Here is a 16,075-nt window from a genome sequence, read left to right as displayed (position 1 = left end):
TATTTACCTAACACCAGAATCGACTTCAAGACGAGGTGGCGACGTTGTAAGTTTTGCATTCACTCCTAGCGGCACCCCATAATTGGGCTGACAATGACCAATATGAAAATTCTCAACAACAGGGAATGATACTCTGGTAAAAAAATCTTGCAGCACTTTTTTAATTTTCTTATGTTCGTCTGGTTCCGCTTGGAAATTACCAATGACCACACCTTTGACAGTATCAAACAACCCAGCTTGTTGAAGGTGAGTAAGCATTAAATTCACCTTAAAAGCAGGTTCTTGAACTTCCTCGATTAGGAGGATTGCTCCGTTCGTATTTACTTGATATGGCGTTCCTAGCCCATTTGTTAGCAAGGTTAGATTCCCACCGATCAAACGTCCTTCTCCTGTTCCGTATGTAATGGTGTTGAGGGGCGAGTTTCTAGAGTCATAGGTCAAAGGTTCACCCGTAAACAAAGATAAGATCGAGGATTCTGTCTCTGTGGTTCGTTCTTCGTCATTTAGGTCGGATGCAACCATCGGTCCGTGAAAAGTAACTAAATTACTGAAGTTTTGAATTGCATTAAGCAGATATGTAATATCACTGTATCCCCAAAATATCTTAGGATTTCCTTTTATCATTGCATAATCAATCTTAGGAGCGATTCTAGCTGTACCGAATCCTCCATTTGCACAAAAAATGCCTCTAATAGAAGGATTTCTAAAGGCTTCGTGCAAATCAAAGAGCCGATTTTGGTCCAATATGTCTATGTCTTCCTCCACATCGAACACGTGTCGTCCAAGGACGACATCTAGTCCCCTCTCTTCAAGTACACGTATGCCTTGTGTAAGTTGCTCTTTGTCAGTTGGACCAGCTGGTGCAATAATCGCTACTCGGTCACCCTTTTTCAAAGCACGTGGTTTGTTCATAAATTTACCTCCCCTTCCTTTTTTATGTTCCATCTTTCATTAACCTGTTCCTTTTCTACAATAAATTCCATAAAAAAAGCACAATCCTTCTTAGATCAACACCCCATTTAGCTGAATCACTCACCACTTTTTCAATAACAAAATACAAAATAACAACCAAAATTATAAAGTTGGCAATTTGGAGCATTTCTGAAAGGTCTGAATGTTCAAAGATGCTTTGAACTGGATCTTAGCACAAGAAGCAATTGCCCTTATTTCACAAACGCCCCCTTATGTAGAAGAATATTTTAATTTGTCAGCAGATAATAAACAAACTTTACCTTTTGTCCATTCATTAAAAATTCTTCATCACTTGCTGCCATATACTTAAATCCGTTTTTCTCTAAGACTTTTTGAGAGGCCATATTATTAGTAGTTGTCTTCGCGGAAACCTCTTTTATTCCTTGCTTATTTCTTATAGTTTCTAATAAAAGTTTCAATGCTCTATTAGCAATTCCTTTTCCAGTATATGCTTTTCCCACTCTATAACCGATATGCCCTAAACCGTTTTCAATATCTACTAAATTCATTCTTCCAACAATAGAGCCATCCTTATTTTTAATTAAATAGAAATAAGATAACCCTTGCGCTTGTTCATCCAGTAAGGCTTTATTCCTTTCTTTAAATGTCTCGAAGTTGTAGTAATCATCCCCACGACTTGGTACCATTTCCTCAAAAAAAATTCTGTTTTCAAGCTCAAACTTATATAAATTTTCAGCATCAGTGTCATGTAATTTCTCAATTGTTATATCCATTCTAATTCCCACCAATTCAATGTTGTTATAGCTAATCCTTATTGACTATCCTGCCTAGTTCGCATTAGTTCACCCCCAAAACGTATCACTGTATTATTCATTTATATCTCCTAAGTAAACTGATAGTACCTCACCTGCAATATAATCAATTATGTACTCTCGCATTGTTTGAGTACAGTCTATAATTTATTAATTCAGACAAAGGCAACCACTCTACACCAATTTGTCCATCATCAGGAACTATCCAATTCCTATTTCTTTATTTCCTTCTTTAACCTTACATAAAAACATATATTCCGTTTGGTGTACTTCTGAGTCAAATTCAAAATGCTCATGATTTTTTCCAATGTATTCTCGTATAAATATTAGATTATTAATTTCTATATTTCCTCTATACATTCCCTTTTCAATGTTTGATGGAGATTTTCCCCATGTTCTTGACCGCCACCCCATTCCACCGTTCGAGTTAAAATAAAATTTTTCGACTAAGTCATCGCCCGATCTAACTAATTATTCATTGTAATAATAGAATTCCTCTCGGCTTCTATAATTAGTTACATTAACTGCTTATTCTTCCCCGACCGGAATATCAACAGTAAATGGTTTTAATTCTTTAGAAGAGACAAAGGTTGAAAAGTCGAATAGTAATATAGTATTTTCCATTTTAAAGTTCTTTATTTTTTCATCCCGTTTAAATCGAATGTAGATTGGTAGTGTGCTGTTGCTTTATCTATCATTTTTACTTTATTAAATGGAATTCCATGGTTTTTAGGAGGCCACGGATTTACTCCTCTTCGACTTTTTTAGGTTTTACTAAAACAAGCAACAGAAAGCTCAACCACGAGATACTTAGAATAATAACATATACAATATTCCAAGTAGATTGATCCTTTATTAAAGCTATAACCTCGCCAATTAGTAAAATAGAAATTATTATGAAGGATAACCTATTTGCATTAAAAAGTATAAAGTTCCTCATTTTATTACCCCCGTTAAAATTTGCTTCTTATTGAATTAACCTGCTCCGTTCGTATTATAAGGTTAGCCAGAATGCTAAATATTTCTGGTTGACCTTTTTTTATATGGTCTTATTATAACAGTAGCCAGGGTAGAACGTAACTGCCCGTGGGACATTGATTCCGTCAACTAAACCGTTCGTCCCCTACTTGTAGAAGCATGTTTGAGGTCTGGTTGGGACTTAGATCTCGTATAACAAGCGAAGCTGTGATACTACATTAGGCATTAGGGGTTACTGGCAAATAAAGATATTCGGAGGAGATGCAAGATGAATCCAGTCGTTGGTCTGGATGACTCAAAAGGGGAAATTCAAGTTCAAGCATTCTTGGACAAGGGGAAAGCGTTTCGTAAGAGTTTCAAAGTTTCACATACACTTGAAGGACTTCATTCACTGGTAGAATTTCTTGAGGATGTAAAGAAAGAGTCTGGTAAGAAGCCACCTATCATATTAGAGGCGACTGGACACTATCAAACTCCTGTTGTTCATTACCTAGAGGAACGTGGTTATCTATTAATTATCATTAATCCTTTAATTTCATACAAAGCCAGGAGTTCGAGCTTGAGGAAAGTTAAAACGGATGCCATTAATGCATATCTGCTTTGTGAGCTGTTCTACAAAGAAGAATTAGAGCCTTATAAAAAACGTGGGGTTCAACCTTTAAACCTCCGTAATCTCACGAGACAACATGATAATATTACTGGGTTGCGATGCAAACAAAGCTTCAATTCCAGGCAGTGCTTGAACAAGTATTTCCTGAGTATAAAGGGGTTTTTGGGGATTTATATTCAGTGGTTTCACTCTTAACTCTTCAAAGGTTTCCTTCATCTGAAGATATTTTGAAAACCAGTGAAGAGATAATTAGTGAGACGATTCATGGACTTTGTAAAAGTCGATCAATAACGTGGGCAGCTGAAAAAGCTCAAAAGCTTAAAGCTGCGGCAGCTCGCAATCCTTTTGAGAAGGTCGTTTATCAAGGTCATATTTTGAGTCTCGGTATATATGTTAAAATCATTCTTCAATATAAAGAGCATCTATCCAAGTTAGAGACAGAGATAGACACTCTCGCTAGAGATATTGAAGAATATCATATTATCAAATCTATCCCTGGTATCGGTGAAAAGATCGCTGCAACGATCATTTCTGAAATTGGCGGAAGGTTATTTAGTGTGCTCTTTTAGTAATGCCTTTTTTAAATTTTTCATTGAAAAATATTGACAAACTATTAGCTAGTTTACTTTAAGATCACAGATTCACATTTTATTTTAACACAAAATTCCAATAACCCTAAAATATCGCCCTATTGTCGATCCTTTTGTTAAACATTTGCACCCTTTAATTTAAGTGTAATCCTTCACAAGTAAATTATGTTAGATTAATTCTGTATAACTAAATCTGCCTGTTCCATCGGTGAAATTGTTTGCAAATAATGGACTTCAGCCTTCCAGTATCTCTTTTCAAACTTCCCAATGTTTTTCTGTGTTACATTACTTTCACGATTAAATCTCTTTTCTCTTGAACACTCCAAATAAATCATAAAATCGTAGAAATGTCTCCACTCTTTTCTTTGTAAAAATACTCCTTCAATTATAATTAGACAAGTATTAGGTATTTTGACTGTCTGTGGTTGTTGTGTATCAGAAGTATAATCATAAGTTTGTAAGTAGAGTTTATTAGTCTTCTTTAGTCTTTTGAATAAATTCTCTTTTAGCCATTCTACATCCCATTGCAAATTATAATACTCATACCACTCTTCCTAACCAGTGTTATAACGCTCTCTCAACAATGTAATCGTCTATATGAAATATGCAAACAAAAATATTTTTTGCTTGCATATGCTGTTCAATATTTCTCACAAATGTTGTCTTACCAGAACGACTTAATCCATCTATTCCAAGAACAACCTTTTGACCTTGTTCAATTTTCGGAATTTCATTCAATAAATTTAGTATTTTATCTCCCAAACAATTCCCACCCTACTTTTAATATACCTAATGTACTAACTGCTCGTTCAATAAATAAGGTTCCTAATCATTCTTGAAGATACTCTCTTTACTTTAAGTGAATTTTATCACAAATTAAACATTATAAAGTATTTGGATAATCAACAACTAAACCATTTGAATCGATACAAATGATTGTTTCATAATCATAACAACGGTATTTGAAATATCTTAATTCACCTTCCTTACGGATGTATTGATAAGATTGAGGTACTTTTTTTGATTCTAAAGTTGGAATTGATATATAGACCATATGAAAGTGTTCTATCTAGTTAATACTCCAATTAATTCTATTAATAGGTAAAGAGTTAGAAAAAGGAGTAACAGAAATATCTATGTCAATCGCACCTTTTAGACTGTCAATTGATTCTCCATCAGTATGTAATTCTAAACTATTAATTTTATCAACATTAATATAATACTAATTAAAGCTCTTGACGTATAACCGCCGCCCACTCCCTTACCCGCTGGGCAGCATTTTCTGGATGATTTGGTATATATACATCTGATATCGTCATTTTCCAATCATGTTGAACTGGATGTCTTTCCGACTTATCCTTAAGTACTCGATTTTTGCCTCCACTTATTTTCCCTAATCGCTTTCTCATTTCCATAATAGGCAGCCCATTATCCAAATGTTCAATAAAAACAGCCCGTAAGTCTGCAAGTATCCTGTCTGTGAATTGTGAAGGGTGCTGTAGATTATACGAAGCAACTGTCTTAAAATGCTCAGCAAGAAGTTCAGGGTCATCGGCTTCCCATGCTAATACTCCCCCAAGTTGCTCCCAACAATCCATGCCATTTACCTTGGGAGCGCCACATTCCGGGCAAATTTTAGATTCCTCATTCTTGTGTATTTTACTTGCTCTGCTCATCTGTTCACCCCCTACCTTTAATCCATATTTATATACTGTGCTTTAATAGTACCCACTTACGTAAAGTTAATGCCAATAGATATTAGTGCAGTTTTATAACAATACTATTTAAATTACTAAATTCATTTTCTAAACTATCTCACTATCATTTTTCGTCTTTTTATAGCCGCTGCAAAAGAACTCCCTATATCTCTGTATTTTTGTGTTTGAATACTAAAGCTACATACCCCATTATAGAAGCTCCTGTAAATAGAGCATGATACCCCGATAAATCTGCGATTACCCCGGAGACAATGGCCCCTATTGCTTGACCAAGTGCTAGTATTAAGAAAGGTATACCTAGGCCAAATGATGGGTTTGATTTAAACACGGAAATCCCCCATATGATTAAAACACCCGTCATAAAAATATACGAACTACCAAAAAGGGCTGGTGATAGCCACCCTATTATAATATAATCTACAAATGTCCCTAATAGAAGAGACGAGGTTGAAAGCGCTAATACAGAAATCCTGTATGCAGGCATTAAACCATATTTATTTACAAATACACCAGCAGTGCCCCCTAATAACCCTGCTATTCCAATAATTACCCAGAACCACTCTCCGAGGTATAAAGGAACATTCTCTATCTGAAACATAAAGTCTCTTGAAAATGTCCAATAGGCTGAACAGGATATTCCTAACAATAAAGAAGCCAGAATTAACGGTATGGCTCTTCTGACCTCTTCTTTCGAGAAACCAACTATTACGTTTTCTTTTAAAGGTTGATTCTTTGGCAGGACTTTGTAATTAGCAATTAATACAAATGTAGCAATTACCATAAATATAAAATACGTTTCTCTCCAGCTATCTGTCATAAAGATGGCGACTGCACCAGTAAATGCTGTGCCAATACTGGTACCAGAGTTTATCCAAGAATTAGTTTGATTCTGTAATCTTGTTTCTACATTCAAGTCAACAATATTAGCGTATGGTGGGGATGAAAAACCCGTACTTAGTCCTGCCAAAAATATGCCTAGACTTAGTACGGCCGGGTTAAACGAGATTGAGATAATCCCTAAACCAATTATCGATGATAATCCAGCTATGCCAAGAATAGACTTTGATGAAATTCTATTAGAAAATACCATTGCTAATACGATTGCAATACAGTAAGCGATGTATGATAGAGACGAAACGACACCGATAGTGGACTGTGCCATGTTCATCGTTTTATTAATATATGGAAGCATTAAACCATAACTAAACCGAGATAAACCATACGTTACAGCAATCATAGGTAAACCAACAACAATCAATTTCTTTTCATACATATCAACCACCTCTTTTATATATAACGTTCATTATAATAAATGAGTAAAAAAATAGGGAACAATGTTCGACATTAGTTTCCCTCTCACTATTTCATTTCCAAGCATCATATATACTTTTTATTAAACCATTTGCAGCTTCCTTTACTTCATCTATTGGCTGGATTTGGGCTATTGAAGTTAACCCCTCTAGTATAATAAGTAATTGGATACCAAGTGATTTAGGAACATGAATTAGCTTTAAATCATGTTCAATTATGTTTAGCAGTGTTTTTTTATGTTCCCTACTTAGCGAAGATATTTCCTCGTTTACACCTTGGTACTCCTGCTTTGCTCTTAAGAATAAGCATCCATTAAAACTATCCGACTCTATCCAATCTAAGTGTATCTTGATTAGAGACTTTATATATGAATTAATTCCGTCTTCCCTTTTAACGTTATCTTCTATCAATTGAAGATATTGATCTTCTCTTCGCACTAATATTTCTTTGATTAGATCTTCTTTTGAGTTGAAATGGTAGTACATAGTCATTGGTGCCACTCCGGCTTGTTCCAATATAGATTTCACACCAATTGCATGAAAACCGTGCTGATAAAATAGTTTTTCAGCCGTATTCAAAATGGATTCTTTTTTTTGTGACTTTTTCATATGACTACCCCTTTTTTATATTGAACGTTCATTATAAAAATTATCATGAAATGTCTCTTATTGCAAGATAATATATAGTAATTAAAAAACACCGTTTCAGGCCGTATTCCACCGCTAGCGTTAAAATAAAGTTTTGCTACGAAAACCCCATTTGGAAAGATTTTCGGATCAAAAATTACTTTTTTCGCATCTTTCCCGTTTTTTGTTCACTCTATTTCTGAGTTATAAAAAGATTTGTAAAATATGAAAAAGCCGAGGAAAGAGAGACTTCAGGAATGACAATGGTTTAGACATGAAATAACCCCGAATTCGCAAAAGTTTTTTTTCGCGAATTCGGGGTCTGAATCGGAAATGTTTATTTTGTTTCGATGAATTATATTTTAATTAGACACTTTCAAGTGGACTTCCGCCACTGCCTCCACATGGATTGAGTGGTGATCGCAGACATATTGATGTAGCAGTGTTTACCTAGTACTGAGAACTATTTCGAACTTCCATATTGTTAAAATCAATGATCAATTTATTAGAAGTTAAAAAATCAATCCCAATAATCCCATCAAATCCATGCATTTCTTTAACATCACCAAGTTGCAAAGTAAAGTTTGTTAACTGAAACTCGTCTAAAAAGATGCTATCCACTTTTTGTTCTATACAGATTTCTGTTCCGCCAATACCATACATCTTTCGTGTAATTGCATTTTCTAAATCGAGTAAAAGTCCAATTTCTTCAGACAAATCGGTGTCTAATATTGTTGAAGAACACCCAGTATCTAACAATACGTTTTCAAAAGTCTTTTTATTTCCGTTAAATTCGATTGCTAATGAAACAATAGGTAAGTAATCCATCATTTGGATCTTCATTTCTTTCGTCGAACTCCTATATATGGTTGCTCAATAACTTTATTGTCTTCATTGTTCGTGTGAAAAATATATAATTCACGTGATTGATCTTCATCATGTATTTTTTTATAAGCTTTCCAAGCAGCATTTCCACTAGCGAAGTCGTCAATAACAGACATTTCTTTAATAATTCTTTCATTATCTTTAGTTATTGCATTAAGTGATTCAACCAAGACACATCGATTTGGAAATTGTCTGCGAACTTCATTCCATTTCATTATTTTGTACCTCCACTTCATCTTGTGACTATACTTTTATTATATCACCTTAAACAAAATAATAATTAGCATACCAGGAAAAGATTATCAATCTCTTATTAGGGCATAGTATAATTTGTTTCCGAATTGACCGAAATAATAGAATAATATTATTGAGGAGAGATTAAAATGGGAAATTTAGAGAATGATATTTTAAGTAAATTTGAAATGATAGAATTAAAGAAAGAAGTTATATCTATTCTTCATAGTATACAATATGATTGTTGTTATAGTGTTGAAGATTACATTATTGATTTACACAAGTTACTTTCAATATTAGACGAAATGGAAATCCCTCACAAAAATCTTATGAATCTAAATAAAATGAATCTGACTAAAGATGCAATAACCAAAAACTTAGCAGAAAAAGATTTAATAACTGCCTAAGATTTAAAGCTGGTAATTTAATTCACGAAGGGTTATAAATTAAATGGAAGGCAAAAAAGGATTGAGGAACTATTTCCTCAATCCTTTTTCAGTATCAATTGCGACACACACTCCACATGTGTTGTGTACTTTTCACAGACAAAATACAATAGGCGACTATAACTACTTAATGCAAAGGGGCGGTAAATAAAACCGCTCTATTTTAATGTTACCACCTTTTATATGAATAATTCTCTTCATTATAGACCCCATCCAGTGCCGAATAATCGACTTTATTAAATAAATATGTCGGTAAGGCTCATTCTCTCCATGTGAAAATTCATTGGATTTCCTTTGTACGTCAAATACTTCAAAATAGGTGTACCTAAATTCTTTAACTCCAATAAAGACAGATACCACCATTTATAGAGGTAATAACTATACATTCGTTCTCTCTTCTTGCCTATAAAATACTACTAATGTACGCACAGAGCAAAGGATTTTATTGTTATTTATCGTTTTATGTTTTATTACATAATTCTATTCGATTTGCTGTTAAGATATAAAGCACTGTTCTTATAATAATGTCAGAAGATAAAACATTAAAATTAGGAGGTTTTACGGTATGGAAAAAGAGTTTCTTACAGTTCGGTCATTAGCTACTTTATTAGAAATGAGTGAGCAAACAACGTATAAATTAGCACGAGAGGGAGTAATACCAGGACGTGTAAAAGTAGGTGTGACCGTCAAGTAAAATTGAACACTTTTTGCTAATTAATTTTGTACAGTTTGTTCCTAGAATATAGATGTACGGTTTTTCATACGGTAACTTTCACCACTTAGCTGGACTACTTCTGCTCGATGGACAATTCTGTCGAGTACAGCTGTAGTTATTTGCTGGATCTCCAAGTAACTCTCCCCAATCACTCGGCCCCTTATTAGAAGTAAGGACGATTGAGGCTGAGTTGTATAAATCATTGATCAGGTGAAAGAATAGATTAGCTTCTCTCTGATCCATAGCCATAAACATTAGATCGTCTATAATAACTAGATTAGAATCACGCAATCTCTTTAATCTTATTTGCGATTTTCTAGTAATTTCTTCTGTTTTTAATACATGGATCAAGTCGCCCATAGAAATAAACATAACTTTGTAACCCTCAAGTATTGCTTGAATTCCTAATCCTACCGCCAGGTGAGTTTTACCCGTACCTGGCGGTCCTAATAAAATCAAATTATAAAGTTGATCAATCCAATTTAACTCAATTAATTGATTAAATTGACGTTTGCTCAGTGATGGTTGCTCTTTAAGAGTAAAAATCTAAAAGTGTTTTGTTAAAAGGGAATGAAGCCCATTTCATCCTTCTTTCTATTACTTTGTCTTCTCTTCGTTTCTGTTCATAGCTCATTACCTCTTGTAAAAAAGATTGATATGACATATTACTTGTTTCTGCTTTTTTCAGGAACGATGGTAATTCATTAGCTGCTTCTGTTAAACGCAACGATCGTAATAAATCTTGCAATACCTTAGATTGAGTCATATTACTTTCCCTCCAATATACTTACATAGTCATTAATATTTCTTTGTGAAGGCTTTGCCTGAAGAATGTAAGTTTGTTCTGATCGGATAGGTTGTACAACTTGATCATTATCGTTCAGGGGGTGTACATGTTTCAATCGTTGGCGTTCAACGTGTTCAATCATATCTTTAAATTCTGATGCACTATATAAATTCATTTGTAAACAAGCGTTTAACGCTTCTTGAATAATATGATTCTCGTGCTGATCACATTGTTTAGAAACTAGTTGAAGTTGATCTCTAATATAACGTGGGTAAGATTTTCTTAACTCGTTTAAATACGATAGTGCCTTTTGTGATTCAGGAAATTTATTTGAGACGGCTTCTATAAAGGAATCTATCCCTCTTGAACGATCCCTAGTGTGCACACGATCCTGAATTAATTTCCCACGTTCAAAGGAGATGTTGTGCTTACCTAATATTTCTCCTGTTTCATTATTAATGATTGTTAGATTTGATTTATTAATAATCAAATCTACCTCTGTTCCATAAGGACTAAATGTTCCGAGAGGAACACTATATCGATTTGATTTATACAGAACTGTATTGTCCTTACGGACCACTCTTGTTATACTTGTTTTACAGTTTAGTTTTTGCTTTTCAGTGTTGGTAGCACTGAATTGCTCAAAGATCGGTCGTAAGTGTTGTTTTTCAATATCAAACACTTCGATTGGTCTTTTTTTAGTTATATTATGAATTTTGCCGTTCCCGGTTCGTTTCAACCATGAGAGTGCCTGTTCATTCCAAGAATCAATATTTGAGTATACTCGGTACTTCGAAAAGTTTTTCTTAATGAAACCCACCACATTTTCAATTTTTCCTTTACTTTCAGGATCTGCTTTTCTACAAACATGTAATTGAAACCCTTTTACTTTACGATAAGATTCAAATTCAGCTGTTAAAATTAAATCACCACTATTTTCACTTACTACTATAAGGCTATCTTGGTCATAAACAATTTCATATGGAATCCCACCGAAGTATTGGAATGATCTATCATGAGCTTCTGTTAGGTCCTTTGTTGTAAACGGGCGATCTAACCACTCCATATACTTGTATCGGGAGTGTGAAAGAAGGAAAGCCACAAAATACATTTTAATATTCTTTCCATGTGAATTTTTTTGAATAGTTTCTCCGAAGTCAACTTGCACTTGTTGACCCATTGGAGGATCAGGCACAGCTTCATACTGCCTTTCTACCATTTCCTTTGGAATTTTGTATTCCTTTCGTAATTCCCTCACATAGCTTCGAACAGTGCTTTCACCTACGTCAAAATTTGGATACCTTTCAGAAATCCAATCATATACTTGAGCAGCTGAAATATCACCATGATCTCTCAACCAACTAAGAATTAAATCTTTATGTACATCTAGTTTTTTACTTCGATTTTGTGTTGAGGCAACCCAAATTGCCATTTCTTCTGGTGATTTTTCTAAGTAATTATATAAAGTACCTCTAGCAATCCCCAACTTCTTAGCGATTGTTGCTTTACTAAAACCTTGCTCTAATAATTGTTGAATTTGAATATACACTTTCCACTTATCCACCTTCCGCAACCTCCAGTAAAGTAAATGATTTATAAAATCTATCATATACCTTTCCGAAGGAAATTTGGTTAACAAGTGTTCAATTTTATCTAGCGAAAACTGTCTATTATAGATTAGCAGTTACAGTAGGTAAGTCAGTTCGATTTAATAAAGCTATAGTAATGGAATGGTTACAGAAAGGTGGTGCTACTGATGATAATGAAAACTAGGGATTTATATAGTTTTTCACAAGCTGCTGAGATATTAGGAGTTACTACTCAAAGGCTATTTGAATTATCTTCTTCTCCGTATGTTGAGAAAGTGCACCAAGATAACCGTATCTACTTTACGAAAGATAGCATAAGAAAACTCGTATTGAGGGGTGATGTTTAAATGATAACAGTCGAAGGTACGAGGAAATAATAGACCAATTTGGACTTGGTTTTACAGATGATTATGTTCTAAGACGCATTCAAAGTGGACAGTTGGACAGAGTACCCAAACCTTACAACGGTGTAAGAGACTCTAGTTATGGCTTTGGTGTCAGTATTAAGTCTTTAGTAAAGCTGTTACTTGACTATGGAATTACCGAAAAAGAAATTGATGAGTTTTTACCAATTTAGGAGTTTGCCAAATTCCTGTTTTTAATGGATTAGCCGCTCTAAAAATTCTAGAAGAGAGGCATAAAATAAAAAATCATATTAGTATCATCCGTGGTTATAACTAGGAGAACACGTAAAAAACTAGCCCGTTTAACAAACAGTGGCAGTACCGTTAGACGGTGACGGGGTAACCGCATAATTTTAATCCCTAGATTTATACCGTTGCAGAGCCTTTGGCTGGTGGCATGACAGAGTTATTTAGAATATACGTGATAAAGCTGCACCTAAAAACGTTGAATGTCATGAAGATACCTCAGGATTAGTCCTTAATATCGCCATCCCCTTTACAGGGGGTGGTATGTTTCCTCGAATTAGCACCAAAACCCTACCATTAATTAAACAGAAAAGTAATTAAAAAAATATAGGAGCGAAGAACGAAGCCCCCGAAGTGAGCGAAGCGAACGGAGAATACAATTAAATTGGAAGTAAAGTATATTAAATTAACAATAACAAAATGCTAAAAGTTCCTTACTTAAATTACTCAACTCGTTAACTTTATTCTTATTCAAGGGAATAAATCCTATTTTTGATAACCCATTTTGCAATGATATAGGCAAGTCTTGAAAGTACTTTTCTAAGGATAATCCATTTGAAGTTTCAAAATAGAGTCCAACTGCTTCACCGTATATTTGCCATAGCAAATTGAGTCTTTCTTTATTGATAAGCAACCGTTTGATTTTCCTATCACACAAGGTATCATGAACTTCTGATAAATCATTATATAAATGCCCCTGGTCTCTTAGATGTTGACGAAAGCTACTTAGAATTAATGAAACATCTGATAACTCTCCCTCCATTGAAAAAGGAGACACGTTTTTGAACCTTTCTATATGGTTGTTTAATTTTTCCAACACTGGAATTAAGCCGCCCGTAGAGAGCAAATTATAATTTACAAATAAGTATAAAAAACCAGCTTCTGCCCACGCACCCATTGAAGCAATATTGGCTGAATATAACCTATTTTCGTCTAAACATTTATTTGCAAATTCTATTCTTTCTCTAACTATATTAGATACTTGTTCCAACAACTTTTTCTTTCCATCATAGGAATTAAAGTAGTTCGTAGCACTTTTTATAATATCACTAAGTAAACCATCATTATCTTTAATGATTGACATCTCACTTAAAAATCTATAATCCCATGGAAATTCGAGGATTTCCTGTTCATTTGGTATTTTGGCTATATCTAATATATCAAGTTGAATAATCTCTCCATTATATAAAACATCTAAATTATTCTTAGGTACAGAAGTATTTGTGTAAACTATTAAATCTAAATCACTATACTCATCAGCTTCACCTCTGCCTACTGACCCACCTACACCTGCATAACCCACGTCTATGTTTAACTCTTCAACATAATTCGCAGCAAGTTCAATTAATACATTGCTTCTATTTTGCAATAATCCCCCTCCAATCACATTATCTTTATAAAAGTGAAAATTTGATTCAATAAAAATTATGAATATTTTACCAACGGTATTATTTAATTCTAGCATATTCTAGAAAACAATATAGTAAATTCATCACAACTAATCCCCCACATAGAACGATTACTACGTTCGAGAGGGGGCGATATGTATGAACATTCAGAGAGTGTTTACAGGTACAAACGACTTTAAAACGTTAATAGTACAACAATTAGAAAAAGAAATTGAAAAGATTTTATCTGCCGCTTACAATAATAAACAAGTAGATATAGTCGCTTTCAATAATGGAGGGCGACAATAATGAGAGTAGCAGGATATATAAGGGTTTCAACTGATAAGGACGGTCAAAAGGAGTCACCCGAAAATCAAAAGCAATTGATTTTAGATTTCATCACAGAAAATCATTTTGACTTATATGACCTTTATATTGATGTTAAAACAGGAACTACTGATAATCGTGAAGGGTTAAAAAGACTTATCCAAGACGCTAAAAACAAAGAGTTTGATGTAATTGTAGCTAAAGAGTTAAGTAGATTAGGTCGTAATGTCGAATTACTCTTCCAATTAAGACGGATTGCCGAAACAAAAGGTGTTCGTTTAGTTACTTTAGATGGAAAAGTTGATACGCAAGACGTAAATAAACAAGCCATGTTTGGTCTATATGCTTGGATTTATGAACAAGAAAGCCAGGGCATAAGTGACCGTATTAAATCTGTTTTTAACAGTAAATACAAAAGCGGAAAGTTTATTGGTAGTATTCCACCATACGGATATGAACTTAAAGACAAAAAGCTAATAGTTAGGGATGATTATACTGTTGATATTGTTCACGACATCTTTAATAAATATTTAGAAGGTTGGGGGCATGATAAAATAGCTAGATACCTTTCTAAAAATGATATTCCAACCCCTTCACAGGTTATAGGAAAATCCAATGCAGGTCTTTATTGGCAAGGTTCTACTGTTAAGAAAATCTTACAAAACCCTCACTATGTTGGAGACCTTGTACAAGGCAGAGAGACCACTATGAACGTGACAAACAAAACGAGGAAAAGAAATGACTCAGCGGATTGGGTTACTATTCCCAACACACATAAGCCTATCATTTCAAGGGAAGTGTTTGAACAGGTACAAAGCCTACTAGAGGAAAAAGCTAAAAGAGGTCGGGGCGGTACTAGAAAGAAAAAACACCTCTTTACCAATATCGCTTATTGTTCTGACTGTGGAAATGGAATGTGGTATCGTGCTAATCGTAAAGGTTATATTTGTGGCACTTATGCAAAACATGGTAATAAAGCCTGTACTAATCATGTGATTAAAGAACAATTGTTAAAAAAAATAATCCTTGATGACCTAAAAAGGATGGCTGATGACTTAGAACACCCTAACTTGGAAAGCAAGATTGAGAAAAAAGTTAAAGCCACCGCAAAACAGAATGAGTCGAGATTACAGTCCATTGAGAAACAATTTCAAAAACAGAATGAATTAAAGCGTAATGCTTTACAGAAATTTATTTCTGAGGATATTTCAAAACAGGACTATGATTATTTTGTTAGTACGGTACAAGAAAAATTACAACAACTTGAAATAGAAAAGGCAGAGATTAAAAAAGCCATTGATAGGAAAAAAGCAGCTATTAAAATCTCTGCTATCTTGGAACAACTAAAAGCATTTTTGAACTTCAATACTTTAACCACTGAGATGTTATTACGTTTTGTTGAAAAGATTGAAGTAACTGAAAGTAAAGATGTTAAAATTTACTACAAGTTTGCACAGGTTGAGGGGTTATAATCCC

General features: G+C 34.1%; 13 protein-coding genes and 4 pseudogenes. 5 read left to right on the top strand and 12 right to left on the bottom strand.

Going from position 1 to position 16,075, the window contains the following annotated elements; genetic code table 11:
- Nucleotides 1-3: 3 nt before the first annotated feature.
- The gene (locus tag FN924_RS03110) at nucleotides 4-912 is read right to left on the bottom strand and encodes a S66 peptidase family protein (protein WP_143892022.1); all 909 of its coding nucleotides are present in this window, start codon (nucleotides 910-912) and stop codon (nucleotides 4-6) included.
- A gap of 287 nt (nucleotides 913-1,199) precedes the next feature.
- The gene (locus tag FN924_RS03105) at nucleotides 1,200-1,706 is read right to left on the bottom strand and encodes a GNAT family N-acetyltransferase (RefSeq protein WP_143892021.1); all 507 of its coding nucleotides are present in this window, start codon (nucleotides 1,704-1,706) and stop codon (nucleotides 1,200-1,202) included.
- 1,285 nt (nucleotides 1,707-2,991) lie between these two features.
- On the opposite strand from FN924_RS03105, the pseudogene FN924_RS03100 reads away from it, so the two are divergent.
- Nucleotides 2,992-3,875 (top strand): annotated as a pseudogene (locus FN924_RS03100) (IS110 family transposase); the annotation flags it as partial.
- A 221-nt stretch (nucleotides 3,876-4,096) separates the two neighbouring features.
- Here FN924_RS03100 and FN924_RS03095 read toward each other — a convergent pair.
- From FN924_RS03095 to FN924_RS03060, 7 genes and pseudogenes are all read right to left on the bottom strand, one after another.
- Nucleotides 4,097-4,685, bottom strand: a pseudogene (locus FN924_RS03095) (kinase).
- A gap of 121 nt (nucleotides 4,686-4,806) precedes the next feature.
- Nucleotides 4,807-5,124, bottom strand: a pseudogene (locus FN924_RS19830) (putative glycolipid-binding domain-containing protein).
- Nucleotides 5,125-5,149: 25 nt separating this feature from the next.
- Nucleotides 5,150-5,599 (bottom strand): DUF5946 family protein, encoded by a 450-nt coding sequence (locus FN924_RS03080; RefSeq protein WP_143892019.1) that lies wholly within the window; start codon nucleotides 5,597-5,599, stop codon nucleotides 5,150-5,152.
- A 184-nt stretch (nucleotides 5,600-5,783) separates the two neighbouring features.
- On the bottom strand, nucleotides 5,784-6,914 hold the full coding sequence (locus FN924_RS03075; RefSeq protein WP_143892018.1) for an MFS transporter: 1,131 nt from the start codon (nucleotides 6,912-6,914) through the stop codon (nucleotides 5,784-5,786).
- A gap of 91 nt (nucleotides 6,915-7,005) precedes the next feature.
- Entirely contained in the window at nucleotides 7,006-7,560 is a 555-nt protein-coding gene (locus FN924_RS03070) for a TetR/AcrR family transcriptional regulator (protein WP_143892017.1), read from the bottom strand.
- Between the two features lie 468 nt (nucleotides 7,561-8,028).
- Complete coding sequence (locus FN924_RS03065) at nucleotides 8,029-8,421, bottom strand: retropepsin-like aspartic protease (protein ID WP_143892016.1); 393 nt, start codon at nucleotides 8,419-8,421, stop codon at nucleotides 8,029-8,031.
- Entirely contained in the window at nucleotides 8,418-8,678 is a 261-nt protein-coding gene (locus tag FN924_RS03060; protein ID WP_143892015.1) for a hypothetical protein, read from the bottom strand. The genes FN924_RS03065 and FN924_RS03060 overlap by 4 nt, the downstream gene beginning before the upstream one ends.
- A gap of 168 nt (nucleotides 8,679-8,846) precedes the next feature.
- Here FN924_RS03060 and FN924_RS03055 point away from each other — a divergent pair, with 168 nt between their 5' ends.
- Both FN924_RS03055 and FN924_RS19165 read left to right on the top strand, forming a co-directional pair.
- Entirely contained in the window at nucleotides 8,847-9,104 is a 258-nt protein-coding gene (locus tag FN924_RS03055; protein ID WP_143892014.1) for a hypothetical protein, read from the top strand.
- Between the two features lie 604 nt (nucleotides 9,105-9,708).
- Entirely contained in the window at nucleotides 9,709-9,837 is a 129-nt protein-coding gene (locus FN924_RS19165; protein ID WP_143892013.1) for a helix-turn-helix transcriptional regulator, read from the top strand.
- A gap of 41 nt (nucleotides 9,838-9,878) precedes the next feature.
- Here FN924_RS19165 and istB read toward each other — a convergent pair.
- The 3 genes and pseudogenes from istB to FN924_RS03035 form a co-directional block, all read right to left on the bottom strand.
- Nucleotides 9,879-10,624, bottom strand: a pseudogene (istB, locus tag FN924_RS03045) (IS21-like element helper ATPase IstB).
- Nucleotide 10,625: 1 nt separating this feature from the next.
- Complete coding sequence (istA, locus tag FN924_RS03040) at nucleotides 10,626-12,209, bottom strand: IS21 family transposase (RefSeq protein WP_143892012.1); 1,584 nt, start codon at nucleotides 12,207-12,209, stop codon at nucleotides 10,626-10,628.
- Nucleotides 12,210-13,290: 1,081 nt separating this feature from the next.
- Nucleotides 13,291-14,253, bottom strand: a complete 963-nt coding sequence (locus tag FN924_RS03035) for a nucleotidyltransferase domain-containing protein (protein ID WP_228409540.1) — start codon at nucleotides 14,251-14,253, stop codon at nucleotides 13,291-13,293.
- Between the two features lie 178 nt (nucleotides 14,254-14,431).
- On the opposite strand from FN924_RS03035, the gene FN924_RS19060 reads away from it, so the two are divergent.
- Together FN924_RS19060 and FN924_RS03030 are read left to right on the top strand one after the other, a co-directional pair.
- On the top strand, nucleotides 14,432-14,581 hold the full coding sequence (locus tag FN924_RS19060) for a hypothetical protein (protein WP_194709684.1): 150 nt from the start codon (nucleotides 14,432-14,434) through the stop codon (nucleotides 14,579-14,581).
- Complete coding sequence (locus FN924_RS03030; protein ID WP_143892010.1) at nucleotides 14,581-16,071, top strand: recombinase family protein; 1,491 nt, start codon at nucleotides 14,581-14,583, stop codon at nucleotides 16,069-16,071. The genes FN924_RS19060 and FN924_RS03030 overlap by 1 nt, the downstream gene beginning before the upstream one ends.
- Nucleotides 16,072-16,075: the final 4 nt, after the last annotated feature.

Source organism: Radiobacillus deserti (genome assembly GCF_007301515.1).
Lineage (GTDB): Bacteria > Bacillota > Bacilli > Bacillales > Amphibacillaceae > Radiobacillus > Radiobacillus deserti.
This window is presented reverse-complemented; position numbering and strand designations above follow the sequence as displayed.

Coding starts and splice junctions, on each gene's coding strand:
- FN924_RS03080 (WP_143892019.1), bottom strand. CDS start 5,599: ATGAGCAGAGCAAGTAAAATACACAAGAATGAGGAATCTAAAATTTGC.
- FN924_RS03075 (WP_143892018.1), bottom strand. CDS start 6,914: ATGTATGAAAAGAAATTGATTGTTGTTGGTTTACCTATGATTGCTGTA.
- FN924_RS19165 (WP_143892013.1), top strand. CDS start 9,709: ATGGAAAAAGAGTTTCTTACAGTTCGGTCATTAGCTACTTTATTAGAA.
- FN924_RS03070 (WP_143892017.1), bottom strand. CDS start 7,560: ATGAAAAAGTCACAAAAAAAAGAATCCATTTTGAATACGGCTGAAAAA.
- FN924_RS03030 (WP_143892010.1), top strand. CDS start 14,581: ATGAGAGTAGCAGGATATATAAGGGTTTCAACTGATAAGGACGGTCAA.
- FN924_RS03110 (WP_143892022.1), bottom strand. CDS start 912: ATGAACAAACCACGTGCTTTGAAAAAGGGTGACCGAGTAGCGATTATT.
- FN924_RS19060 (WP_194709684.1), top strand. CDS start 14,432: ATGAACATTCAGAGAGTGTTTACAGGTACAAACGACTTTAAAACGTTA.
- FN924_RS03055 (WP_143892014.1), top strand. CDS start 8,847: ATGGGAAATTTAGAGAATGATATTTTAAGTAAATTTGAAATGATAGAA.
- FN924_RS03065 (WP_143892016.1), bottom strand. CDS start 8,421: ATGAAGATCCAAATGATGGATTACTTACCTATTGTTTCATTAGCAATC.
- FN924_RS03060 (WP_143892015.1), bottom strand. CDS start 8,678: ATGAAATGGAATGAAGTTCGCAGACAATTTCCAAATCGATGTGTCTTG.
- FN924_RS03105 (WP_143892021.1), bottom strand. CDS start 1,706: ATGGATATAACAATTGAGAAATTACATGACACTGATGCTGAAAATTTA.